Here is a 24,567-nt window from a genome sequence, read left to right as displayed (position 1 = left end):
CAGGGATTACTCTTTAAACAGTAAACTTTAACTAGGTTTAACAACATCAAGTAGTCAACCGATTTCAGGAAATGACACCGTTGCGAGCAGTGTTTCATGCGACATAGTTTTTCGATTTATCGTTTCTGCTAAAGTGAGAGAATCATGAGAAAGGAGCAAAGCCGATGAAGTGGTTCGGAATAGACTATCGATACGTAATAGCGGCGGCAGGTGCAGTGTTTATCCTTTGGTATGAAGGAAGCGCTCCGGTGCAGGAAGAACCGCAGGCAGAGCAGGCGAAAGAAAAGCCTCAGCCGACTCAGTCAAATATCGAGGCGCTTAAAGGCATTAACGATAAACTCGCAGAACTTTTAAAGAATCATAGGATGCGCTTGAGGACGGCAGGGCCGACATCAAGGCTCCGGACGGTTCCAGATCGGTTTCGGTCAAACTTTCTTATCCGGAGAGGATTTCGCAGAGTTTTTCAGCGGAAGAAAAGAAGTACTTCGGGACGTTTCTTTTGGGGCTGACCTGCGTAGAAACACCGTCATACTTTGATTACGATATCGACGATGTGAATTATGACTTTTACGACGGAGAAGGAACCCGGTTTGACAGCGTAAAAGTACAAATGAAAGCATGCAGGAATTTCAATGCGGAAGTTCACAAACAGAATCTTGACAGAGACGCATGGGCAGCCTCGGGAAGACTGATTAAAAGCGATCCGAAGCGCTCGCTTATGATTGCTCGCAGCGGTACCGCAGTGATGCCTGAGATTGCTGAAGAAGAGGGATATGAAAGTACGGCGGACGGTTTTAAAGAAGACGGCACGCTTCTATATACGATTAAACATTTGAAGGAACAGGCAGATCAGTTTGACGAAGAAGCCAAGTACCGAATTAAAAACGGAAGTCTGAACGGAGTCTGCTTAAATTCAGACTTCCGTGATCGTCTGAACGAAGGTTTCCCCGGTTTTGAAATCAGGCACGTGGACAAAGATGGAAAACCAATCGTAAACGTATTCATTTCCGAGACAGAATGCAAAAAAGGAAGGCCGGATAAATAACTCAGCTGTGAGAGGAACAAAATGGACGATAAATGCAGGAGCTTTCTCAAGGAGAACGGTATTAATGCGGACGCTGCGCTTGAATTCATGATGGGCAGCGAAAGAATGTTCGAGAAGTATCTCTATCGTTTTACGGAAGATCCGACCTTTTCGGAGCTCTTTTCTTCAATCAAAGAGCAGCGCAGAGAAGAGGCGAGGATCGCTGCGCATTCTCTAAAGTCAATTACCGCGACGCTTGGGTTCACGGAGCTTAATCGCCTTGTTAAGGCCCAGGAACTTGCTTTTAAGGAAGGAAGATGGGATGACGGCGTTGCGATGGAACCGGATGTGCAGGCTGAGTATCAAAGAATCTGCAAAATAATTGAACAAGCCAAAGAGAATAGTCAAAAATATAGTGGATTTGCCTAAGGGTTTATGCTAGGATAATCTCATCAAATACGATTCTCCTTGGGATTTGATGATGGGATTCTTCCGGTAGGCAATGCCGGGGGACAAAAGACTTGGCGCCTGTACAGGCGCCTCTTTTTTGGCGGCTATTCCGGTTTCAAGTCAATCACTTCAAAAGCACCGAGTTCTCTAAACTGAGGGACCGCGAGAATCAGGAGAATCACAATCGCTAAAAAGACCGCACCATAAACAAATTGATGCTGCGTGAGGTTACGGAAGAAGCGGTAGTGAAGGCTGTTAGGTTTTTGGTCCGCGGAAAAATTTAGGACCTTAGGTATAGCGGGAAGTTCCTTTATTGCTGTGTAATCCTTGAGCTGTCGTTCTGAAAGGATTGGTTTTTGTTTCGAATCGTCTGCATAGGCTAGACGAGTGATAAAAAAAGGCCTTCTTTCAATGATCTCTTCGCGTTTGCGGTAACGAATGTTATGTTTATCAAGCAGAGCAAAATACTTTTCGTCGCACTCCAGTTGAAGATTGACGAGAAAGTCTGCTGCGGCTGTAACAGCAGTTTTAGCGTCCGACGCGTCAACATCAAAATAAATCGTTTCCGGATAGACCTCCTCATAGAAAGGTTCCGGGTAAAACTCGGTTTTTGAAACAACTTGATACACGCAGAAAGAGAAAATCAAAACAGCATCCTTCTTTTTGGATTAAAAGCAAAAAAAAGCCTTCGCATTGCGAAGGCCCTTGGGATTTTTGTTGGTTTGTTGAAATGAATTGTAAGTAACAGATGAGAATCCTGCCACGGTGAAAACACTTAGAAAGCAAACCGTCCCGCCCAAAATGGGGTTGATTTATAGAAGTATTAGGGTTTATCAGTAGGCAATTATGCTAATATTCAGTTGTGGCAATTGAATATTGTCACTTCTCCTTGGGATTTGAGGTTGAGAAGGAGCGAAGATTCTGCCGAGCAATTCGGCCTTTGCTCCTGATTGAATAAGGGCACCTAAACAAATTTTTTAGGTGCTCCTTTTTTTGTCTGTAGACCTGCGTCGGTCAAGTTGATAAGAGACCTCCCCTCTTTAGAATTCCGTCGCACAAGTGATTTCCGGAGGTCAGTTCAACGACCGACCTCTCGCTTTATCGCACAAGACATTAATTTGATTTTTGCCACGGCTCGGCGATTGGAGTCAGAGGGCCGTTTGGCGGCAGCTTCGGCAATACGATCTCAGGCTGTTTTCCGGTCAAAGATTTGAGCCAAGCAACAATGTCTGCTATTTGTTCCAGACTAAAACTTCTCTCAAGCTGCAGCTCTCCCATGATCTTAACAGCTTCGGGAAGAGAGCTGACAGCACCGTCATGAAAATACGGATAGGTGAGTTCGATATTAAGAAGAATCGGCACCTTAAAGAACATGCGGTCTCGATCCCGCTTGGTGAAATCTGCGCGTCCCAGTGAAGGATTTGTTGTTTCGTAATCCTTTACGGCGCCCATTTTCTGAAAGGACTTGCCGCCGTAATTAGGACCGGAATGACAGGTGACACAGCGATACTTTTTAAATGTTTCCCAGCCGCGTATTTGTTGTTCACTTATAGCGTTTCTATCGCCTTTCATGTAGCGAGCAAACGGATAATCCGGAGTAACCAGCGTTTTCTCAAATGCGCCGATAGAGGCGGTAATGCGGTCAAAAGTTACTTCGTCGGTACCGAACGCTTTGCGAAAGTACGGTTTATAGCCGGGGATAGAGTCGATTACCGTAACGGCAAGTTCATGCGTGGCCCCCATCTCTTTCGAGTTCGTGATCGGACCGCCGGCCTGCTCTTCTAAAGTGGATGCTCGACCGTCCCAGAACTGAGCAACCTGATGTTCGGCGTTTAGCACGGTCGGTGAGTTAATCGGACCCTGCTGCCAATAGTCGCCGACAGAGGTCTTAAGATTGTCCACGCCGCCTGTGGAAAGATTGTGGCAGGAGTTGCAGGAAATAAATCCGGAGCGTGAAAGTCTCGGATCAAACCAAAGCATTCGGCCGAGTTCCTGCATCGGTGTTTCCTGTGCGCTCGGTGATCGTGGAATGTTTACTTCGGTTTGTGCAGAGCAGGGGATGCACGACATGGACAGAGAAAACAAGAGTGGAAATAGCGCGCTGCAGACCTTCATCTTCAATCTCCTGCATTAGATTATGGAATCAGGATACGCTGATATAACGGTGTCAGGGCGGCTCAAGTGCCCAAAAAGAAAGATGTTCTGAAGAGTTAGGGTCTGCCAACTGAGTGTCTCATTCATTCGGTCAAAGTCAGGAAAAGGTAAAGAATGCTCATAAATCCGGCCAGTCGGAATGCATGAGCAGGAGCTGCTTGTGGTCTTCCACTGCATTGGTAAGACCATTTTTCGTCTCAGAAAACAGTTTTAAGATTAGCGGTCTTGAATTTCCGGATTGAAAATGGCCTTATAGGTATTCGGTTTTATGAATGGAAGAACCTGGCGGGCTTTAGATTTCAAGAGGTTTCTCCACGTCTGCGAATACCACTGCATAAAGATTCTTATGTGCTGCTCCTTCCACTTTTTCTTGGATGTAACAATCCAGAGCGGTTCGGACTTTCTGTGCCACCCGTCAAGGATAGGCACGAGTTTGCCCTGAATAATTTCCTCCGCACAATGGCCTAGGGGAAGGTCAATGACAATAGCCTGCCCTTGAAGAACAAGATTTTTAAGAAAAAGAATATCCGTAGACTTTATGCATCTTTGATAGCGTACAGGATGGATGCGACCATCCTTCTCCAACACAGTTGTTTCCGCTCTGGATTTTCCGCGAAAGACCGCACAGAAATGATTGATCAACTCAGCAGGATCTTTCGGCAGACCAAATCTCTTGATATAGAGTGGGGAGGCGACGGGTATGTATGTTGCATTCCCGCGGGAAAGTTTTTCGAGATCCGGAGAATTAAGTTCTCCGGTAAATGTGGATATTTCCCAACTTCCCTCTACTATTTCTTGAATTTTTGGCCCTACCTCAACCTGGAACTCTATTGCCGGATACAGCTTAGAAAATTCCATTAAAACTAAATTGACTTCACCGGCCGAAAGGGAGCCGGGAGCAACCGCAAACTGGATGCATTTCGGTTTGATTTGTCCGTTGTTAAAGCAGTTCAGAAGTTCTTTGTGAGACTGGTTAAGCTTCTCTATCTCTGGGATGCATTTGACGGCGTCTTCTGTAAGACGAAGGGGCTTCGTGTTCGTCAGCAGCGGCGTACCTAAACGTTCTTCCAGCGCACGAATTTTTCGCAATAAAGATGCAAGAGAAAGGTTGTTTTCTCGAGAAATTCCGTCGAGCGTCTTACCTTTAGACATCAGGTAAAGATATTTCCAGACAGCTAAATCGAACGATGGATCCATGTTTTCTTAGAAAAAATCAAAATAACAAGCCTTGTTGGAGGGGGTTCGTTTCTAATTTTCAAAAATGAAAAATAACTCTTGAAGGATACCAAATATGTCATTTACTTTAAGAGCTTCAATTTCAGGAGAAATAAATATGAAGTTAAAAAAATCCGCTGCATTATTTTTATGCTCTCTAATTGCGTTTTCTGCTTACGCCCAAAATCGAGATGAGTTCTTTTGGCTTGGGGAGATGAATAAGGCAACAGCTGTAATTAATAGCGAAGAGGGACTTCTTGACAAAGCGGTTACACCTAAAATTGCTCAGGGGATTAAAGACGTTCTTGATGACGGCAATAAACCGGGGGAAAAGCGTCCAAAAACGGTAATCACATTTGAACCGCTTTTAATTAAAAAGGCGGGGATGGATGTCACGATGCTGCATATTGGCAGATCGAGTCAGGATATGCACGCGACTTTTAGATCCGCAATTATGCGGGATCAGAGCTTAGAGTTGATGACAGAACTTTCTAAGACAATGCAGGTGCTTCTAAATCTTGCAGAAAAGAACCGCGGTACGATTGTTCCGAACTATACAAACGGTGTTGCGGCTCAGCCGAACAGTTATGCCCACTATCTTTTAGGCTATCTTTCTGCGTTTCATCGAGATGCTCAGCGAATTGAAAACCTCTATGAAAGATTGAATTACTGCGCTATGGGTACAACGGTTCTTAACGGCACTAGCTGGCCGCTGAACCGCCAGAGAATGTCCGATTATCTCGGCTTTAAGGCACCGGTTGAAAACGCCTATGATGCCGGCCAGTTTAAATCCAATGATGAAACCGTCGAACTTGCTTCTGTCCTAACAAGCATCGCACTGCACGTAGCAACGTTCATCGAAGATCTGAGTGTTCAGTATGCTCAGCCGCGTCCGTGGATTCTCTTGCAGGAGGGTGGAGAAAACACCTATGTTTCTTCTGCAATGCCTCAGAAACGAAATCCGGGTCTCATGATCCGAACAAGAACCAATGCAAGCAGATTAATAGGGGACGCTCAGCAGGCTGTATGGCTGGCCCACAATATCATTCCGGGAATGGGAGATGCCCGCAACGTTGCAGACAACTCCCGCAGAGTCAAAGAAACAATCGATATGCTGAAGCAGTTCACAAGGGTTATAAAAGCGCTTCAAGTTAATCCAAAGCGAGCTCTTGAGGAATTGAATCTGGACTGGACAGCAAGTCAGGAAATTGCTGACGTGTTTATGAGGGACTACAAACTTCCATTCAGAGTCGGACATCACATTGCGAGTCAGATCGTTGGGTATGCTAAAGCCCATGATATCAAGCCCGCAGACTTTCCATATTCCGAAGTGAAGCGAATTTATGCGGAGGTAATTAAGAAAGAGTACCCGCAAGGCAATCCGGAATGTCCTATGTCCGAGTCGCAGTTCAAGGATACCTTGAATCCGATCAAGATCATTGAAAACCGCAGGACGTCGGGAGGTCCGCAGCCGGCAGAACTTGCTAAGAGCCTCGAAAGTATGAAACAAAAGATCAATGCTCAGGAAAAATGGGCTCAGACCAATCAAGAAAATATTGATCGGGCTCTGGCTAAGCTGGACAGCGATTTCAATAAACTGCTTAAAAAGTAGCACTTCCAAACAGTAGCGCTGCACAAAAACAAAAAACCGGATCGAGTCTTTTCTCGCTCCGGTTTTGATTTTAGTTAAGCCGACTAACCAAACTGTTTTGGTTTTTGATTAGATCATCTTTCGTTATGATTAACGACATAATCGGAGGATGAAATGAAGAAAATCTGCTTAATTATCGGAGGATTATTGATGGCCTCAGTGCTGGAGGCTCAGGCGGTCGACCTTTCATCGGCACCCGGAGCGGAAATAATGAAGCCTAATATCGAGAATGGTCAGATCGACTCGATGTCCGGAATTGTTTATGCGCAAATTAAAGGCCTCAGAGCGAATCGGGCAATGCGTATGAGCGTCATGATTCCAAGAAATAATTTGCTCAAGCCAGCGATTGTCTATTTCCCGGGCGGCGGCTTCACTTCCGCTGATTACGAAAAATTCACTGAAATGAGGACCGCCTTGGCCAAAGCCGGTTACGTGGTAGCTGCGGCCGAGTACCGTGTTGTTCCTAATAAATTCCCGGCGCTTCTGGAAGACGCTAAGGCCGCTGTTCGCTTCCTGCGCGCTCATGCCTCTGAATACGGTATCGATCCGGATCGTATTGGTGTGTTGGGTGATTCGGCCGGAGGATATCTTTCCCAGATGGCCGGAGCAACAAACGGAGAAAAAGAGTTCGATAAAGGCGATTATCTCGATCAATCCTCTGATGTTCAGGCGGTGGTTTCGCTCTACGGAATTTCAGATCTGAGAAATATCGGAGCAGGGTTCTCTCCTGAAATTGAGAAGGTCCACGAGTCGCCCGCTGTGACGGAAGCGCTTTTGGTCAACGGCCCCGCGTTCGGTAAATTTCCCGGGGCATCCATCCTTCAAACTCCTGAAAAGGCGCTTGAGGCAAGTCCTATCGGGCACGTCAACGGAAATGAACCGCCGTATCTGCTGATGCACGGAAGTGAAGACCCTCTAGTCAGTCCTGTGCAGAGCGTTCAAATGTTCAATGCTCTGAAAAATAAGAAGGAAGACGTGCGCTACATTATTCTTGAAGGAGCAAAACATGGCGATGTTTCTTGGTATCAGCCGAATGTAATCAATACCGTCGTTGATTTCTTCAAGACAAAACTCGGCGCACCAAAAGAAAATCCGGCCGCGGTTAAATCGACCGGAGGAAACCTTTAATTATTTCCGACAGAACGCATTAACAATCGATCAGTCGGTGTGCAGGTGCCTTAACGGGTACCTGTGGCGTTTTTATTTCACGTTAAATTTAAAGTTGTGGCACTGAGCGCAGTAGTTGACTGCAGGTTCATGCTGCATATGGCAGAGGGTGCAGTCACCGTTGTGCGGAGCCGCATGTGGGTTGGCCTGCGGAAGGTTTTGAGTTTTCTTCGCAAGAGCCGCCTTATCATGACAGGCAACACACTGAGCTTCTTCCGGATAGATTGGATTTTTCGGATCCGGGCCGTGACAAGCTGCGCACTGAACGCCTTTTGCAGTATGACGATCAGCACCGAACTTGTCAGCGGCAAAGCTTTGCGCTGCCAAACTAAGCGCTCCAAAGAGTACGCAGAAAGAGATCAGCAGCTTTTTACGCATATTTAGCTCCAGGCAGATTCTTTAGCGGCGTTTGCGCCCGCGATTCTTCCATTGACCAGACAGTCCATTGTGGCACAAGAGCCTAAACGTACAGCGCCGTGGACACCGCCTGTCGATTCGCCGGCAGCATAAAGACCCGGAATCGGTTTATCGGTGGAAATGTCAATCACCTGACCGAGACTGTTGGTTTCAACACCGCCCATACAGTGGTGTACTTTCGGAGAAAGAAGCGAACAGTACCAAGGACCTGTACCCATGGGTTTCGCGTTCTTAGTGAAGGGACGGCCCATTTCGTCGCCGGACTGCTTGGCTAGAGCTGCGTTATAGGCGTCGATCGTCTTTTTCAGTTCATCAAGCGGAATCTTGTACTCTGCAGCGACCGCTTCAAGTGTGTCAAACTTATGAACCACTTTTCTTTCCAACTGTTTGTCAAGAATGCCTTTACGCGTCTGATTAATTGTCAGATCGACAGCATTCTGATCGGCTAATGCGATACACGGCTGCCCTTTATTGTTGTTATTGATGACGGCGTCAGCTCTGACTTTACGATTAGCGAGCTCGTTAATGAAACGTTTGCCGGTTGCGGTATTGACCCAGATGCCCATCGTTGCGGCAGCACCCTGAGCGAAATAAAGCGCAATACCCATGCCTTTTTCCTCAGGCGAATTCCAAGGACCGCACTGAATCCAGTCGGTTTGAATCATGTTGCAGCCGATGCGGGAAGCTTCACGCCAGAGTTCTGAAGTGGCGCCCGGCTGATTCGTGGTTTCGAATTTGTCAGTAAGTTTCGGATCAAACTTCATGCGGAAATTGACGTCGGCACCGAAACCGCCGTAGCAAAGTACAAGAGCTTTACCGGCTTTAAGGTACTTAACCTTTCCGGAGTCCGGTTTGCCGAAACGGTAGCCGTCGCGAACCTTGACGCCTTTAACTCTTCCGTCAGAGTCTCTGATGATTGCTTCAACGTAACAGCGAAGTCTGACAGGAACACCGATTTTCTTTGCGTATTCAAGCTGCTTGGAAACAATGCCTGAACCTGAACCGTTGGTTGTGTATACGTGGCGGGGAACAGAATGACCGCCTTCCTGGCCGACTTTGCCGTCAACAAACTCAACGCCGATTTCTTTGACAAGCCATTCGTAAGTCGGAAGCGCGGCTTTGGTCATGGCGCTGACTTTTTCCGGATAGTTGTAGCCTAAACCTTCGCGAATCATGTCTTCTGCGAGCAGCTCCGGAGAGTCTTTGATTCCTAGAGTTTTCTGGAAGGCGCTTCCGGGGACCGACATAATGCCGCCGTTAATGACGGAGTTGCCGCCGGCAGAACGCATTTTTTCAAGCACAATGACATTTCCCGCGCCTTGATTCTTTGCTTCGCAGGCAGCTGCTAATCCGGCAAAACCGCTGCCGATAACGATGACGTCAAAATTTTCGTCCCACTGCGCAGGCATCGGATCAAAGCTCTTAGCCTGAGCAATTCCGGAAACGGTTCCGAGCGCAGCAGCGGCTCCGGCAGAAAGGAATGTACGGCGTTTAAGGGTTGTCATAGAAGTTCTCCTTGGTTTGTATTAGTGTTAACTACCCTTCAAATCTTAGAGCTGCGCCGCTATGCTTGAAATAGCAAATTAAGAATCTATTTGTGTTTTTCACAAGTTATTTACAGTCTCATTCGGGAGAACAATTTTGAATGCCGCTGACAATCTGCAGATTTGGTCTTTGATTGAGAAGCTCGGCAGTGGAAAAGGAATCACTTCCGCATCCATTGATCTGGACAAAGATTTGCCGGCCTGCACGCGGCTGATTCAGAAACTGGAAAACGATCTCGGCATGAAGCTGATCGATCATCACCGCCGTCCTGCTCAGCTTACCAATGAAGCGATTCAGATCATCCCGGCAGTAAAAAAGCTGACAAAGGCTTACAGCGAGCTCCTGGATGCGGTTGAGTCGGTTAAGAGCGAAGAAGCGCTGATTACGATGAGTATTCCGGTAAATATTTCTCGTTCGTCCTATAGAAAGTCGATTCGGCTGTATAAAAAACTTGATCCTAAACTCAAAATCCAAGTCCTTTCGGATTTGGATCATCAGGATTTATTGGAGCGCAAGGCCGATTTAGTCTGTCTTCCATACCATCCGCCTACAGACGGTTTAATGGTTTGGCCGTGCTATGAAGCGCGGACGGTTCTTGCTGCTGCTCCCGCCTATCTTCGTAAAAGAGGAGTACCGACGTCTCCGAAAGATCTTAGCGACCACTCATTAATTCTCCGTGCTTCCAGGCACTATCCGATGACAAACGAGCTTCATTGCGGATCGCGCTCCGTGCCGCTGAATTATTGCGAGATTGTTTTCAGCGGCGATGTGTTAAGCGGTAAAGAGGCGCTGCTTGCGGGTGAAGGAATTTCTGTGGATCTGTCTATTTCCTCGATTGAAAAAGAGCTTAAAAGCGGTTTGGTTGTTCAAGTACTGCCTTATTGGAGCCGTCCGGCTTGGCATGTCACTTTTGCGATCCGCAGAGAGTCGCTCTCCAACAGCAGGCTTGTGAAATTCGCGCTTTGGCTGAAAGAGCGTGAGAGAACTAATGTGGCAATCCGCTTCGACAAATACCGCAAGATGGGGTTTCTAAGATAAAAAATGGGCGCCTAATCGGCGCCCGAACTTCTTGTACTACTTCATTTTCTTTATATCTTCAGCAGCGGTATCTGCAGCAAGTTTGCCCAGAATCACGCCGATAGAGACGCCTTGTCCGTACTGCGCAGCGGCTTCACCGCTCGCGTAGAGACCGGGAATCGGCTTGTTGTTCTTATCGACAGCTCTGGCGTCTAAATCAATCTTGACGCCGCCATAAGTGGTTTGGCTTGCAGGGCTGATCTTCGCTCCGTAGTAAGGCGCTTTGTCGATTCGGCTGAAGCGGGAGTCTTTACGGCCGAACTCGTGATCAACGCCGTCATCCATGCCTTTGCGGTAAAGCGCAACAGTCTTTTCAAGATTCTGAGGATTGATGCCGAGTTTCTTGGCAAGTTCTTCAATTGTCGCGGCTTCTGTGAAGTAGCCGGCGGCTTTGTATTTCTTCATTAGTGCGGCCCGGTCAATCGAAGCCTGATCGAAGATCAGGAAAGCGTGGCCGCCTTTTTGATCTTTGATGGCCTTGCCAAGAATCGGCGTCAGAGAAAGTTCATTGACAAAACGATTGCCCTCGTCATTGACAAGAATCGCACCGTTATAGCGAACATTTGTCAGTGAGATGGCGCCGTTCCCGGTGTTGTAGGCGACGGTCTGAGGACCGGCAAGTCCCATCTTGTCGGTTGTTCCGCCGACTTTTTCTGCCAGCACAATACCGTCACCGGTAGCGCCGCGGCTGGCTGTGGACGGGAATCCGGCCCACATCGGTGTGTACTGAGCGACAAATTTTGGATTGGAGGCAAACCCGCCGGTCGCAAGAATAACGCCCTTAGCATGAATGATGTAATGGCCGTTTTCATTAGAGACTTTAACGCTGTCTACGCGGCCGTTGTGCATGTAGAGTTCATCGGCCTTGGTGGAGGTCAGAGGGACAATGCCGAGCTCGTCGAGTTTTTTCTTCATCACAGGTACGAGCATGGAACCAAGCGCGCCGCCATCCTTCGGCGTATGCTGTGAACCGTTGATGACTCTGCCCAGATCTGCGCCCATATCAACAAGCCAGTCCGCAGCAGGGCCGGAAAGGTCGGCTAGTTTGCGAAGTGAAGCGTCATCCTCTCCTTTGCCTTTTAGCTTTTTGTAGTAATCATCTGCGGTATACGGTTTGTCCATTTTCATTTGAACTTTGCTTCCGCCGGCGTTAAACGCAGTAGACGAAAGCGCAGTGGTTCCGCCAACCATCGGCAGCTTCTCGATAAGGATAACATTCAATCCTTTGCTCTTCGCTTCGATTGCCGCGGCCATACCGCTTCCGCCAGCGCCGATGACAAGAAGATCGGTGGTTTTGTCTTCATTTTTGGTAGCTGCTTTAGCTACAGTTTTCTCTTTCAGGCTCGAAGCGTCGCCGCCCGCCTTTTTGAGTGCTTCCAGAACAGCCTGCTTAATGGCTTTAGACGAATTGGTCGCGCCGGCAACGTCATCGACAGAAAGCGACTGTCGTTCAACGATTTTGCCGGGCAGTGTTTTAACCGCTGTTTCGCCGATCATCGGTGTTTCAGAGTTCTGAACAACTTCGATGCTTTTGATTTTGTTGTCGTCAATCGTTGTCTTGACAACCACAGGTCCGTTATTGCCTTTACCGGTGGTTTCGTATGTTCCGGACTTGAGGTCGGCGGAAAGGGCAGGGAGGGCAGTGCAGAGAGCGGCAGCCGCTGCAGCAAGTTTGATGATAGTCATAGTGTTCACCTTGGGTAGAAATAATAATTCAATGCGAGCACTGTAAAGGTTGGTGTAACACCAAGGTCAATTAATCTCCGATGCGAACCCGTATGAGGATGGAATACAAAAATCCCTTTTCATCCCGCTCCATGGCGAGCAGCCGACCTGAAGACTGATGTGTAAAGCTTTTGCCGAGCTCTTTCGCTTTGTTCAGCAGCGGACGAATCTCTTCGGGGGATAAAGAGAGGATGTCTCTGGTCTTCAGGTAGATGATTAGGAACCTGCCTTCAGGAATGGACTCTACAGGAGGAGCAGTATCGGCATTAAAGCCTCTTGCGTATTTGGCGATGAGTCCAAGGCCGAGTTGAACGGAATAGACGTCTTGGAAATTCGGATCGTTAAGTTCCTCCAGTGGAATTTTGATTGAAATATGTGTGTATGGAAAAAGTTCAGAGAAACTTTTAACGATCCTCGGATCCGGAGCCTTTATTTTTGAGGCGCTGTACGTGTAGATGCTGTGGATGGAATCTCGTCGAACATCTTTAACAGTGCCGTTGCAGAGTTTTGTCAAAGAGAGATAGTTTTCGACTTCTTCAATTCGATTTTTGAGTTTTATCAGTTCTTCGATATTTTCTTCAATCCCTTGCTTTTTCAGCCGGAGTTTGTCGATGCGCTCCTGAGCAGAATCCTCCAAGTAATCTTTAACTTCAGAGAGAGAAAAGCCCAGATTTTTTACAGATCTCGCTGTAGACAGACACAAAAAATCTTCTTCATCGTAAAAGCGGTAGTGATTCTCAGTGTTGACCACAGGATTGAGCAGCCCGCATTCTGTGTAATGGCGAATGAGATCGTCTGAGACGCCGACTGATTGCGCAAGTTTTTTTACAGTGAGCATGTTTTGGGAGAAATGATGTTTTCTGTATTATGAATGATGGCGAAGGTTCTTTTATAGTGCGGGTTTCAGCAGGATGCGAAAGCCGTTGTGAACATGTTCATAGACCAAGTCTATCCAAAGAGCCTCACGACTTTTTAATGTCCGGATTCAAAGTAATTCTCTGACTTATTCATGAGATTAGCTATCGCAGAAAAAATATTTCTTGCATCTTCGTTTTTTTGATTTTTTTATTCGTAAAATAATAATTGTCGATTTCAAAGGACACATTAAATGAGCTTTATTTTGATCAACTCCTTATTTGATTCGCTGCACAGCGAAGGGGTTGGTGTTGCTCAGAATCGAATGTGCCGAATGTGATTTTCTTTAGGCACGCCTAAGCGCGTACCTGTCAAATTTTCTCAATCCTGCTTCTGTTTTTCGTCCGCCTGGACAATTAAATACAACTAAGTTTTAACTCTAACGTTGGTGTATCTATAGCTACAGCCGGCGAAATATCAGAAGCAAAATCCTTATAAAAAGTTCTATTTAATACGGAGTATAAAAATGCAGAGATCTAAGTTAATTAAGCTGATTGCGGCGGCAGCCATTGCGGCACCGATTCTTTTAACCGGTTGCGGTGATAAGAAGAGCTCTTCAGAATTGAAAGTCGGCGCTACTGCAGGTCCTCATGCCGAGAACGTCCAGAAGGCTGCTGAAGTTGCAAAAGCTCAGGGTTTAAATGTTAAGCTTGTCGAGTTTACCGACTACGTCACACCGAACAAAAGTTTGGATGAAGGTGCTCTTGATGTTGTTGTGTACCAGCACGAACCGTTCCTAAATAACTTTAACAAGCAGCAGAAGACAAAACTTAAAAAGATCGGTGACGCTGTAGTTCAGCCGATGGGCTTTTACTCTAAGAATATCCATGACGTAAAAGATATTCCGGAAGGCGCTACATTTGCGATCCCGAACGATCCTTCCAACGAGGGCAGAGCGCTTCTTCTGATCGAAAATGCGGGTCTCATTAAAATCAAGGACGGAGTCGGAGGCAATGCGACGGTCGCTGATATCGTATCTAACCCGAAGAAACTCAAATTCAAAGAACTCGAAGCAGCTCAGCTGCCTCGAAGCCTCTCTGATGTGGACATTGCGACGATCCCGATGAATTACGTCATCAGCTCTGGTCTCTCTCCGAAGAAAGACGGCTTCTTCTTTGAATCTAAGGATGCTCCGTTTGCTTTGATTATTATCGCGTCTCGCGAAAATAATGCGAACGATCCCAGAGTTCAGCAGTTCGTGAAAGCTTTCCAGTCTGAACCGGTGAAACAGTTCATTATTGAGAAATTCCAGGGTTCAGTCCTGCCGGCTTGGCAGTAAGCAGTGCTTTGATTGGCCCTCGAAATGCGAGGGCCGGTCACTAAAACTATTTCTTAGGGGAATACGGACTTCCATCCCAACATCCTTCCAACAATCAACACCGGACATCCTCCGGCATCTCCCCGCTTAATTCGTTCAACTGCTTTATCGCTGGAGGTTGTTGTTGACGTTTTCAGATCAACAGGTGGAAGTGTGTTCTTAGGAAGGTTATTGGTGCACAGGTAGTCTTGCCACAGGTCATGAATAAGTTTGCGGCATTCTGTTATATCCTTGGTGATAAGAATTGCTCCGTCGATAAGACCGAAGTCATACCAAGCTCTATATGCGGAAAGATCTCTATCAAGATTTCCGTCTTTTGCGTTCCATTCAATATCAATAGCAACTCTGCCTTTTAAACAGTCGACCTGGTAACCTTCTTGATAAGTCGAAGTAATGCGAGCTTCGGGGAATTTTTTAGTCAGGAGATTGATTCTTTCAATAGTCTGAAGTGAAGAAGTTTTACCTGTAATTGGGAATTTCTTATTTTTCCCGGAAATTTTGAGGATTTTATTTTTTTCTCCGGTTAATCGACCGGTTTTAGGAAGTTCGTACAAAATCTGTTCTGAGTCGACTCGCGTTTCCATCCAGCCTTTTTTGTAGAACAGACTTTCCAGTTCGGAAACAAGAGCCGATTTGTTTCCGCCTTTTGCGAGAAGAACATCCCCGGAAAATGTAAATTTTTCCAGAATTTCTACAAATTCATCCCATTCTTTTGAGCAGGATGCTGATAAAACAGCAGATGCGTCTCGAACTTCGAAAAAACAGAACTTTGATTGAAGGTTAAGAAGAGAGGTATTTTGGTATGAAGTAGTTAATTGCATAAAGATCCAAATAAAGATCTGTTAATATGATTGCTAAGTGAACAGATTGTGGAACGAGCAAATGAGTGAAGCATTACCTCAAATTCCGGGTAAGTTTAAAACAATTTTAGCGGATCCCCCTTGGCGGTTTTCTAACCGTACCGGCAAGGTCGCTCCCGAGCACAAGCGGTTAGGCCGTTATGCGACCATGTCGCTAGAAGAAATTATGGCTTTACCGGTTGCGGAATGCGCAAATGAAAATTCTCATCTGTATCTTTGGGTACCTAATGCTTTGCTCCCTGAAGGCCTTGAAGTCATGAAGAGTTGGGGATTCCGCTATGTCTCCAATATTATTTGGGCCAAACGAAGAAAAGACGGAGGCCCGGACGGAAGAGGCGTAGGTTTTTACTTTAGGAATGTGACGGAAATTCTCTTGTTCGGCGTTAGAGGCCATATGCGTACGCTGCCGCCGGGACGCTCTCAGGTGAACATGATTGAAACCAGAAAGCGCGAGCATTCCCGTAAACCGGATGAACAATACGATTTGATTGAGTCGTGCTCTCCCGGACCATATCTGGAAATGTTTGCCAGATATCCAAGGCCCAATTGGATTGTTTGGGGTGCAGAGGCCTCTGAAGACGTTGTGCCGAAAGGCAAACGCTATCCCGGTTATTCCGGCGGAGAAATCGAATCTCAGAGTCAGGAGATCATGCTGCCGCTTTACCCACACCAGAGACTTTGTGACGACACCAATGAAGCGCTTGCAGCTCTTGTTGCTAAGCGGTATTCCGAAGGCGGATCAATAAGAGAAATAGCAATGGAAACCGGCTTCAGCATTGCTCGGGTCAGATCCCTTCTGACCTTAGCCAAAGTTGAATTTAGAGCAAGAGGTCGAAGCCGAAGCTAGGCATATCTTGTTCTCTCTGAGGCCGAATGGCGGAAGCACGCTTATAAGCGCGCTGCTCTCTTCTAAATCAGGTTCACAGCAATCAGAAGAATAGGTAGAACCGCAATCATTCCAACGGTACTTGCGCCAATCGTTTCAGAGGCGAACTCTTCATCTCCGCCGTAAGTTTTTGCAAGTACCGCGAAAACCGTAGAAACCGGAAGCGCGGAGCCGAGGATAAAGCATTTTCTCATCAGCGGTTCCATATCAAGCGGCATGGTGCAGAAATACATTGTGAGCGGCCGAATCAGAAAACATGACAGCAGCACTAACCAAACCTCACGAGGCAGATGCTTTAGTTTGTCAAAACCGATGTGGTAAATCGTGATGCCTACAAAAATCAGCGCCAGCGGTGTCGTCAGCTGACCGAGATAGCGGGTAGAAGTTTCTATAAATTTTGGTATGGGTACGGACAGCATCACTGCGGATAAACCGAGCATAAAACCAATTAAGGGCGGAGAAAAAAATTTGCGGGCGCTCTCTTTGGAGATTAGTTTTGGAATTTCTCCGCCGCCCTTTCTAACGCCGTCAAGCTGAATGTTATATAAGCCGATTGTCCAGATGAAAACGCAGTTCGCAAAAAAGTACACTAAAAGATACGGGATTCCGTCCGAACCATACATCGTCGTGACCAGAGGGACGCCGACGAAGAGAACGCTCGCGGCAGAAAAAGTTGCGATGAAAGTTCCTTTTAAATGAGGACGCACCAGAGGAGTCCTGACCAGAATCAGGGAAATAATAAAGTTGATGGCTACCGTCAGGAACGGAACGCCGGCGAATTTCAGCAGATTAAGCAGCTGCTCCTGAGAGAACTTCGAAATGACCGAGTAAAAGAGAAAACACGGGATTGAGGTGTTGACCAGCCTGGAAACAATAAGTCGGCTCTTGGGCGCATCAAACATGCCTTTAGACGAAAGCCAGAGCCCAAAGCCGATGATGATTAGCAGCACGCAAAGCGCCGATAAAGAGTGAAGAATAGTTGTGGTAAACATAGTTGGCTTTTAATAGATGTTTTGTCCTTGGTGCTTAAAATTCTAAATACTTCACTGTGCGGATTGACAAAAACTCATCACAGAATTTCAAAGAGTTAGCGTTAAATGCGATGGAATCGCCGCGGAGATTAGCCGAGAAGCGGTGCGCCTTTTCTTCGTTTCAAGTGCTGAGATTCTTCTTCCGTGAACATGTTCACAGGTCAGTACGCTCTGTGCCGAAGCTCGCTTCGCAGTGCTCCAATTCGAGGTAAGTCCGTCCAGCAGGTGGTATATCCGGGGCTTAAGCGGCCGCTCCTCATTTCTCAGTTCTCTTTCTTAAAGCTCGATGACGCAAAGTTCAGTGTTTGTTTGCCGTATCGGTCATTAATCTTGTCAATGAGCCCGCAGAGAACGTTTTGTCGGGCGTTTTCCGCCTCAGCAAACAGATCTCCGGTGGTGTTTTTTTCGGGAATGACTTCTCCCACATACACTCCGGCTCTCTTGTACAGGTATCCCGAACGACAATATTTATCCAGAAGTTTCAAAGCGCAGCGGATTAGAGTACGAGTATCGCTGATTGGGTACTAAAGGCCAATACACGGATAGGCATGATATTGAGGATCTTGAGTGCGGAAGCTGTTTGTGTTAAGAACAATTCCAACCACTTGTGCGTATGAACCCTCTTTGCGCAGAGTGCGTCCGCACTCCTGAGCGTGAAGAGTTAGAGCGCCGATCAAATCCTCTTTTGCGGTGACCAGAGAATTGAAGCTTCGGCTCCGCATGATTTGTTTGCGTTTGGGTTTGATCAGTTTCAGAGGAATGCATGTGACGCCCTGAAGTTCCGTTACTGTCATGGCAAGAGCCAGTCCAAATTCTTTGCGTATCTTGATCGGATCGGCTCGGGATAAATCTAAAGCGGTCTCTATACCCATGAGGTTAAGTCGTTCTGTGTATCGACGCCCTACACCCCAAATTTCAGAAACAGGCTCACAGGCTAGCGCTTTGGCCTGTCGCTGAGGCGTAAGGTCAAGCCAGTTGCATACGCCGTTTATACCGCGGTAGTGCTTTGCCAGATGATTGCAGTATTTGGCGAGTGTTTTGGTCGGAGTTATCCCTACGCAGGTAGGTATGCCGACATTATGCAGCACGCGCTCTTTAATTTGAAAACCCAGTTCTGTCAGATTGATGTTTAACTGCTCATAGCCGGTCATGTTCGCGAAACATTCATCAATGCTATAGGGATCGATGCTGTCCGTAAGTGAAGCGATCGTGCTCATCATGCGTCCGGAGAGATTGGCATAGAGTTCATAGTTGATGGAAAATACCGAGACGTTCTCCCGAAAGCACAGATCCTCGATTTCAAAGAACGGCTGACACATCTTGATGCTTAACTGTTTTGCTTCGCTTGAATGCGCGACGACGCAGCCGTCATTATTGCTCAGCACGATGACGGGCCGATGCCGCAAATCGGGACGAAAACCTTTTCGCATGAGGCAAAAAATGAGTTTCCGTCCACCAAGGCGAAGACCAGGGCGGCCATAACCTTAATTATTTTTAATCGTATGCGTGACAACGCCGATAAACCGCCATTCTTCGTTTCCTTTCGGCGAAATCGGTTTATATACGGGATTGGAACTCTCAGGCATAAGTCGGATGCTGCGGTTTAGCTTCTCAAAGCGTTTGACGGTAAATTCATTGTCGATGCTCATGATGACGATATCGCCGTTCTTGGGTTCTAAAGAACGATCAACAATCAGCAGATCACCGTCGTCCATCCCTGCCAAATTCATGGAATCTCCGCTGACGTAAACAAAGAAGGTTGCCGCAGGGTTTGGAATCAGAAAGTCGTTAAGGTCTAAGGATCGATCAATATAGCTTTCTGCGGGAGAAGGAAAACCAGTCTGAACACCGTATTCATAGACAGGGATACGCAGAGGTTTGAGATCTGCAGCAGGAAAGCAAACATCATCTGATACCTCCTCCAGCTCCTGATCGCTGAACGTTTCTTTTTGCGGTTTGCGAAGGAGCTCCTGTCGAAGCCAAACAGCACCGCCTCTTCGTTTGAATTCTGGGTAGGTCGCTTCGGTGAGGCAGATTGAAATTCGTCTTGTACCGTCTAAAGCAGGACGTCCTGCGCCGGCGCGTTTTCCGCCGTGACCGTTATTAGTCTTCTTCTCGGTCATGTAAAGTCCTCCTTTCTTGATTTAATAATACTATATCAAGGAAAGAGAACGACAAGGGCTTAGAGATGCTTAATTTGCAAGCTCACTGACCATGAGCAGCGAAGAGTTAATCGACTTGAAGAATTTGTTCAGGTCCTCACTGCTGCTTGCGCGCAGAATACCAAGCAGCGCGTTTGGCCACCAGGACAAAACCTCTTTTACAGTAAAGTCGACGGCTTCTCTGATCTTATTTTCTGATAGAAGCTTGGCGATGAAGGCGAGTTCAACAGCCAAATGATCGTCCGGAAGGCTGGTGGCGTTGCCAAGACCTTCTTTTCTGTAAATTGCAAATGCGTTTCTGGTTCCTGTTCCGGCGGTCGAAAGTCCGCCTTCTGTCCAGAATGAATGAGTTAAGCCGAGCGTTTTTTCACCGATTCCGTAGAAGAGCTTTGCGAAACTGCGGTTGAAATCTTCACTGAACGCAATATTCGGGAAAGGCTCTCCGCTGCAGCCCAGAGCTTCTGAAAGGGCATTGAATGCCTGCTCGGCTGAAGGATACAGGCTGCAGGTTTCAGCCGTCGGATTAGCGAGGATTTCGCTTTGAATGGTTAATATTTTGGACAGAAATTCTGCGGTTTCTTCTCGTGTGATTTCGCTATGGTTCATGGTTTTCTCTATGGGGAAATTAATGCCTTTTTTCGTCAGGGAAAATCGGATTTACGTCCAAATTGAACTTTTGAATAATGTCGTTTGCTAATCCTTGTGCCGAGTCGGAAAGTCTGCCGTTTTCCTTTTTTAAGCTCAGCAGAGTAAGCAGGACAGCGCTCGCTTCCTGAACTACCAAGTCCTGATCTTCTTCGGAAGGCTCTTGAAATTCCGAATCTTCCTCTTCTGAATCCTCGAAATTATCGTCCTCGATGTCATAGAGGACGAACTCCAATATTTGATCTAAATGTTCTCCGAGCTTGTAGCAGCAAAAAAATTCCTGAAGCGTCCAAAAGACAGTTTTTTGCAGTTCGGTAAAATTCTCTACCTTCAGAATTTGATTCAGATCGATGGCAATGCCGGGCTCTAAAATTGTGCCGTCAAGAAAAAAGTAGCAGTCATCTTCCTGATCAAATAAAGCATCTCGAAAGTCACATAGCTGCTTCTCTGCAGCTTGTGCCGCTGTCGGATTTTCGTCGTTCAATTGGGCTACGAGCGCCGGAACATCATTTTGTAAATATGCAAGCCTTTTATGCCTTTGGCGAATAGAGGCAAAAAGTTGGTTTAAATCGAGGTCTTCTTTCTCTTCATCAATCATTGATTTGATCCTGTGTACTCTTACCGGATTTCCCGACAGCACTTAATGTACTCGAGTTTTAACTATACAGCCAAAGTCAGCTGAGGCGAGCGCTATTTATATCCGAGAGTGGATGAAGATGCAGATTGGTTATTCGTTTATACCGCTCAATTTTTCAGCTTCAGCAAAACCGGACTTTGCAAGACGGATTTGTATGAATGAACAAGTTTCTAAGTAGCAGTGCCGCACGATTTTTGATTTTTAGGAGTGCTTGACCTCTACAGTTTTGTCGATGATCTAGAGAGACGGTGTGCTGCGGACCGCATTTGCCGTTTTATTTACCGCAAGGTTCAATGTAAAGACAAGCACTGCCAAATAAAAATTTCGCCCTCGGCTTTTATGCCGAGAGCGAGTCAAAAAAATCTGCTGAACCTTACGGCTTGAGAAGTTTACGGATCGTCTCTTTATAAATTTCGCAGCAGTTCTTCACTTGATACGGATACCCGTATTCATTGTCACTGTGCATGTTGCCGCCTGAGGGCCCGAATGTGACGACGGGGATGCCAAGAGAAACAGCGACAATGTTGGAGTCACAAACCGACGGGTCATAGTCGATCGGCAGATTCTCTCCGGTGATGTCTGTGAAGCTTTGACGCAGTGCGGTCACAAGCTCATGGTCTTCCTCAATCGCAAACGATTTCATGTACGGACTGTTTCTGGGCTTCAGACGGATGTCGACTTTGTCACCAAGACCGATTTTGTCAGCGGCTTCCTGCATCTGACGAATGCAGAGTTCCTCATCTTCACCCGGAACGACATAGCGGTCTACGAACATGTAGCAGCTGTCAGGCACAACCAAAGCGTTCTGGTTGCCGCCGCAAAGATATCGTACGCACCATGTACCGTGCTTGAGCTTGGGATGTGTGAGCGTCGGAAGCGCTTCGATGGCAGCGGCCAGACGCCCGGCGGAAACCAGAGCGTTTTCTCCGACTTCAGGATAGCGGCTCGCATGTCCGGCTTTTCCTTTCACTGTAATCTCAAAACTGAAGCGGCCTCTGAAACCTACTGCGACGTTATCGTAACGGCACTCGGCCATGATGGCGTAATCAGCGTGTACGCAGTCCTCTGCGACAAGCTGGTAAGTGCCTTTGCTAAGACCTTCTTCGTCAGCCACAAGACAGACCAGAATCTTTCCGCTGAATTCATCTTTATGCTGCGAGAAGTATTCAACGGTTGAAAGGATCGCGGAAACGCCGCCCTTCATATCCATAGAGCCGCGACCGTATACCTTGCCGTCAATTTCGACAGCATGGAAGGGGTCAGTCTTCCAATTGGCCAGATTGACGCCGACCGTGTCGATATGACCGATGAGCAGCATGGTTTTGCCGGGTTTGCCGCTGTCAAGCACCGTCCAAATAGAGGGCCTTTCTTTGGCGGTGTCTTCTGGGAAATAGCTGTAGTGAACCGTCAGTCCGAAACTTTCCAGGACTTTGGCGCAGTAGTTAGCCGCGTCTACTTCATGACCTGAAACAGAATTGATATTGATCAGGTCATACCAGCGTTCAAATATTTTTTCCATAGTTTGTTACTCTCGGGCAAGTTCAGCTTGGGCGGGAACAGTTTCTGCAGAGTTATCTCCGCTGTCTTTAATCTTGGCCATACCGATGCCTGTGAGCGCGTAAACCGCAGACAGGATAATGGAGAGCCAAAGCATCGGAGCAAAGGCAAGGAATGCGATATTTGCAACGCCGAGTGTAGAAGCGGTGTAAGAACCTGTTGTGGACCAGGGGATGAGCGGGGCAAGGCCTGTTCCTGTGTCAAGCATCGTACGCATCAAGTTCTTACGTTCGAGGCCGTATTTCGGGAACATGTCCTTAGTCATGGAACCGATAACCGGGTAGCTGACGTAGTATGCGCCGGTGATCATGAAGAACAGGGTGTGCAGACACATGACGGAGAACGCCATGACTCTGCTGTTTTTCGCAAATTTCTGAACGTAGTCGAGCAATACATGTGCGACACCTGCGGTTCTGAGCGGAGCGCCAAAAATCGCCGCGGTCATCAGAAGGCCAATTGTGCTGAGCATGCTGGTGAAGCCGCCTCGATTGAGCATTTTATCTACAAAGGTAGAATCTGTATGGATGGAGAAGCCGCTGTACATGTAGTTCATCATGTTCTTGAGGGAGATGTCCTGGAAAACCATACTGATTGCGGCTGCTACGGCAATACCAGCGACAAATGTCGGGATAGTCGGTTTCTTCCAAGCGATGAGACCGATGACGACAAATACCGGAATCAGAGTAACCGGATTAAGGTTAAAGCTCTTTTCAATGGTGCTCAGAATTTCAACGTAAGTAGCGCTTTCAGCAGTGCTTCCGCCGCTGAATTCGAGGCCGTAAACAAAGAAGAACACCAGGCTGACTAAATAGGCGGGGCCGGTGGAGATAAGCGAGTGCTTGATACCCTCCATAAGCGGTGTGTCTGTCACGGTTGCGGTAATGACAGGAGAGTCGCTCAGGGGAGAAATCTTGTCGCCGAAGAAGGCGCCGACGCATACTGCACCGGCTGCGGCTTCAAGAGGAATACCGAGGCCTTCGCCGACACCCATACAGGCAACACCCACAGTGGCGAGCGTGCCCCAGGACGTGCCGGCAAGCGTACTCATCAGTGTGCAGAGAATACATGCCACAGGCAGGAAAAGGGCCGGTGTGATGACCTGCATACCGTAGTAGACCATTACAGGGATGGTTCCGGAAGCCATCCATGTGCCGATGAGAACACCGACTGCTAAAAGAATCAGCATTGCGATCAGCATGGAGGCGATGGTGTCTTTGATACCCTTCTGGATTTCGTCATATTTAATTCCGAACGCACAGGCCATAAGGCACATGATGGCGCCATCAACGGCAAGAACGATTCTGGCGTTTACTTTTAACGTCATCAAGCCGAAGAAGATGATTGCGATGCCGAGGGCGAGCATAGTCATCGCTTGCCACGGTGCAATAGGATTTGAGTGATTTGAGTCTTGCATAACTTCATCTCTTTGTTTTTTGTTGTGAAGATCAGAGCTCTGTCGGGTCAGGGACCTTCACCTATATGTTCTTCCGCAGAGAAGAAAAGGCTCAAGACACGGTAGCGCTCCACGTTCAGTGACAGTCTGCAAAATATTCTTTTGCAGCCCAGGGGTTGAAATATCGAAGTTTTTTCAATCCCTTCGGCAAGCCTTCCTTTTACTGTCCTCGAATGCTTCGAATGCTGAGAACGGTTACTGATAAGGTCTGCACCTCTACCTATGAGGTTAATAATAAAACGTAACAAATCGTTTAAACCAAAATTAACGAACAATATACCTTGAGACTTTCCCTAGTATTCAACGGGTTTGCTCAGGTTTTAACGTATGTGTTCTCTTGGCCTTAAATGGTGTTGTCTTTCTATGGATCGTGTGTGCTGTTGCTATCGAATGCTTGACTTCGTATTCAAAATCAACAAGTTGGCGCGGACAGACCAAATGCCTATCGAGATAGAAAATAAACGAGTAGTGCGTTTAGAAATTTAACGGATGCCATGAAATTCGTTAAAAGCATCCTTTTATTTACGAGACGCTGAGGTGTTGACACAATAGGGCGGCAGGAACAGTGTTATCGGGTGCCGATTCCTGTGAACGATAGGCGAGCTGGAAATTATCCGCAGCGTGGACACCATAATCCTTATCGTGGACACTTGAGTTTTAAAAAAAATTTACGGCGAC

The 24,567-nt window shown here is 47.1% G+C and carries 25 protein-coding genes and 1 riboswitch; of the genes, 7 read left to right on the top strand and 18 right to left on the bottom strand.

The genetic code is table 11. The features are described 5' to 3' along the window. Positions 1-499 precede the first annotated feature (499 nt). On the top strand, positions 500-1,045 hold the full coding sequence (locus NFR90_RS10295; protein ID WP_251452787.1) for a hypothetical protein: 546 nt from the start codon (positions 500-502) through the stop codon (positions 1,043-1,045). A 21-nt stretch (positions 1,046-1,066) separates the two neighbouring features. Further along, complete coding sequence (locus tag NFR90_RS10290) at positions 1,067-1,453, top strand: Hpt domain-containing protein (RefSeq protein ID WP_160336399.1); 387 nt, start codon at positions 1,067-1,069, stop codon at positions 1,451-1,453. Between the two features lie 125 nt (positions 1,454-1,578). Here NFR90_RS10290 and NFR90_RS10285 read toward each other — a convergent pair whose 3' ends face one another. From NFR90_RS10285 to NFR90_RS10270, 4 genes are all read right to left on the bottom strand, one after another. Continuing rightward, a complete protein-coding gene (locus NFR90_RS10285; protein ID WP_251452780.1) occupies positions 1,579-2,121 on the bottom strand; it encodes a hypothetical protein in 543 nt (180 codons plus the stop codon). A gap of 466 nt (positions 2,122-2,587) precedes the next feature. Continuing rightward, on the bottom strand, positions 2,588-3,472 hold the full coding sequence (locus tag NFR90_RS10280; protein WP_251452779.1) for a cytochrome-c peroxidase: 885 nt from the start codon (positions 3,470-3,472) through the stop codon (positions 2,588-2,590). Beyond that, positions 3,441-3,605: a hypothetical protein gene (locus NFR90_RS10275; RefSeq protein ID WP_237178838.1), complete on the bottom strand. Its 165-nt coding sequence runs from the start codon at positions 3,603-3,605 to the stop codon at positions 3,441-3,443. Before NFR90_RS10275 ends, NFR90_RS10280 begins: the two co-directional genes overlap by 32 nt. A gap of 239 nt (positions 3,606-3,844) precedes the next feature. Continuing rightward, positions 3,845-4,825 (bottom strand): LysR substrate-binding domain-containing protein, encoded by a 981-nt coding sequence (locus NFR90_RS10270; RefSeq protein WP_160336322.1) that lies wholly within the window; start codon positions 4,823-4,825, stop codon positions 3,845-3,847. A 136-nt stretch (positions 4,826-4,961) separates the two neighbouring features. Here NFR90_RS10270 and NFR90_RS10265 point away from each other — a divergent pair, with 136 nt between their 5' ends. Both NFR90_RS10265 and NFR90_RS10260 read left to right on the top strand, forming a co-directional pair. Next, the gene (locus tag NFR90_RS10265) at positions 4,962-6,455 is read left to right on the top strand and encodes an argininosuccinate lyase (RefSeq protein WP_160336321.1); all 1,494 of its coding nucleotides are present in this window, start codon (positions 4,962-4,964) and stop codon (positions 6,453-6,455) included. Positions 6,456-6,608: 153 nt separating this feature from the next. Next, a complete protein-coding gene (locus tag NFR90_RS10260) occupies positions 6,609-7,622 on the top strand; it encodes an alpha/beta hydrolase (protein ID WP_160336320.1) in 1,014 nt (337 codons plus the stop codon). 72 nt (positions 7,623-7,694) lie between these two features. Here the strand turns inward: NFR90_RS10260 and NFR90_RS10255 are convergent, their stop codons facing one another. Together NFR90_RS10255 and NFR90_RS10250 are read right to left on the bottom strand one after the other, a co-directional pair. After that, a complete protein-coding gene (locus NFR90_RS10255; RefSeq protein WP_160336319.1) occupies positions 7,695-8,039 on the bottom strand; it encodes a cytochrome c3 family protein in 345 nt (114 codons plus the stop codon). Between the two features lie 2 nt (positions 8,040-8,041). After that, the gene (locus NFR90_RS10250) at positions 8,042-9,583 is read right to left on the bottom strand and encodes a flavocytochrome c (RefSeq protein WP_251452777.1); all 1,542 of its coding nucleotides are present in this window, start codon (positions 9,581-9,583) and stop codon (positions 8,042-8,044) included. 136 nt (positions 9,584-9,719) lie between these two features. Here NFR90_RS10250 and NFR90_RS10245 point away from each other — a divergent pair, with 136 nt between their 5' ends. Beyond that, positions 9,720-10,661 (top strand): LysR family transcriptional regulator, encoded by a 942-nt coding sequence (locus NFR90_RS10245; protein ID WP_251452774.1) that lies wholly within the window; start codon positions 9,720-9,722, stop codon positions 10,659-10,661. Between the two features lie 36 nt (positions 10,662-10,697). On the opposite strand, the gene NFR90_RS10240 is transcribed toward NFR90_RS10245, so the two are convergent. Together NFR90_RS10240 and NFR90_RS10235 are read right to left on the bottom strand one after the other, a co-directional pair. Next, positions 10,698-12,386, bottom strand: a complete 1,689-nt coding sequence (locus NFR90_RS10240; protein ID WP_251452771.1) for an FAD-dependent oxidoreductase — start codon at positions 12,384-12,386, stop codon at positions 10,698-10,700. Between the two features lie 70 nt (positions 12,387-12,456). Continuing rightward, positions 12,457-13,263, bottom strand: a complete 807-nt coding sequence (locus tag NFR90_RS10235) for a MerR family transcriptional regulator (RefSeq protein WP_160336250.1) — start codon at positions 13,261-13,263, stop codon at positions 12,457-12,459. Positions 13,264-13,806: 543 nt separating this feature from the next. On the opposite strand from NFR90_RS10235, the gene NFR90_RS10230 reads away from it, so the two are divergent. Beyond that, on the top strand, positions 13,807-14,619 hold the full coding sequence (locus NFR90_RS10230) for a MetQ/NlpA family ABC transporter substrate-binding protein (RefSeq protein ID WP_160336251.1): 813 nt from the start codon (positions 13,807-13,809) through the stop codon (positions 14,617-14,619). A gap of 53 nt (positions 14,620-14,672) precedes the next feature. Here NFR90_RS10230 and NFR90_RS10225 read toward each other — a convergent pair whose 3' ends face one another. Continuing rightward, positions 14,673-15,479: a BglII/BstYI family type II restriction endonuclease gene (locus NFR90_RS10225; protein WP_160336252.1), complete on the bottom strand. Its 807-nt coding sequence runs from the start codon at positions 15,477-15,479 to the stop codon at positions 14,673-14,675. Between the two features lie 61 nt (positions 15,480-15,540). Between NFR90_RS10225 and NFR90_RS10220 the strand changes: the two genes are divergently transcribed. Next, the gene (locus tag NFR90_RS10220) at positions 15,541-16,365 is read left to right on the top strand and encodes an MT-A70 family methyltransferase (RefSeq protein WP_160336253.1); all 825 of its coding nucleotides are present in this window, start codon (positions 15,541-15,543) and stop codon (positions 16,363-16,365) included. Positions 16,366-16,427: 62 nt separating this feature from the next. Here the strand turns inward: NFR90_RS10220 and NFR90_RS10215 are convergent, their stop codons facing one another. From NFR90_RS10215 to nhaC, 9 genes are all read right to left on the bottom strand, one after another. Beyond that, positions 16,428-17,396, bottom strand: a complete 969-nt coding sequence (locus NFR90_RS10215) for an AEC family transporter (RefSeq protein WP_160336254.1) — start codon at positions 17,394-17,396, stop codon at positions 16,428-16,430. 200 nt (positions 17,397-17,596) lie between these two features. Then, the gene (locus NFR90_RS11715) at positions 17,597-17,695 is read right to left on the bottom strand and encodes a DUF4113 domain-containing protein (protein WP_353848289.1); all 99 of its coding nucleotides are present in this window, start codon (positions 17,693-17,695) and stop codon (positions 17,597-17,599) included. Positions 17,696-17,698: 3 nt separating this feature from the next. Continuing rightward, positions 17,699-17,860 (bottom strand): hypothetical protein, encoded by a 162-nt coding sequence (locus NFR90_RS10210; protein ID WP_160336256.1) that lies wholly within the window; start codon positions 17,858-17,860, stop codon positions 17,699-17,701. 99 nt (positions 17,861-17,959) lie between these two features. Beyond that, positions 17,960-18,865: a Y-family DNA polymerase gene (locus NFR90_RS10205; protein ID WP_160336257.1), complete on the bottom strand. Its 906-nt coding sequence runs from the start codon at positions 18,863-18,865 to the stop codon at positions 17,960-17,962. A 54-nt stretch (positions 18,866-18,919) separates the two neighbouring features. Beyond that, positions 18,920-19,558, bottom strand: a complete 639-nt coding sequence (locus NFR90_RS10200) for a LexA family protein (RefSeq protein ID WP_160336258.1) — start codon at positions 19,556-19,558, stop codon at positions 18,920-18,922. A 69-nt stretch (positions 19,559-19,627) separates the two neighbouring features. Continuing rightward, on the bottom strand, positions 19,628-20,203 hold the full coding sequence (locus tag NFR90_RS10195; RefSeq protein ID WP_251452769.1) for a molecular chaperone TorD family protein: 576 nt from the start codon (positions 20,201-20,203) through the stop codon (positions 19,628-19,630). 19 nt (positions 20,204-20,222) lie between these two features. Continuing rightward, positions 20,223-20,840 carry a hypothetical protein gene (locus NFR90_RS10190; protein ID WP_251452767.1) on the bottom strand — a complete coding sequence of 206 codons (618 nt, stop codon included), beginning with the start codon at positions 20,838-20,840 and terminating at the stop codon, positions 20,223-20,225. Positions 20,841-21,252: 412 nt separating this feature from the next. Beyond that, positions 21,253-22,398, bottom strand: coding sequence for a M20 family metallopeptidase (locus NFR90_RS10185; RefSeq protein WP_251452765.1), 1,146 nt, complete (start codon positions 22,396-22,398; stop codon positions 21,253-21,255). A 6-nt stretch (positions 22,399-22,404) separates the two neighbouring features. After that, positions 22,405-23,850: a Na+/H+ antiporter NhaC gene (gene nhaC / locus NFR90_RS10180; RefSeq protein WP_251452763.1), complete on the bottom strand. Its 1,446-nt coding sequence runs from the start codon at positions 23,848-23,850 to the stop codon at positions 22,405-22,407. Between the two features lie 94 nt (positions 23,851-23,944). Beyond that, positions 23,945-24,116: riboswitch (Lysine riboswitch) on the bottom strand. Between the last annotated feature and the right edge of the window lie 451 nt (positions 24,117-24,567).

Origin of the sequence: Parasutterella muris (assembly GCF_943193095.1) — a bacterium.
GTDB classification, from domain to species: Bacteria; Pseudomonadota; Gammaproteobacteria; order Burkholderiales; family Burkholderiaceae_F; genus Parasutterella; species Parasutterella muris.
The sequence above is the reverse complement of the archived record's forward strand: the minus strand, read 5'-3'. Positions and strand labels throughout refer to the sequence as shown.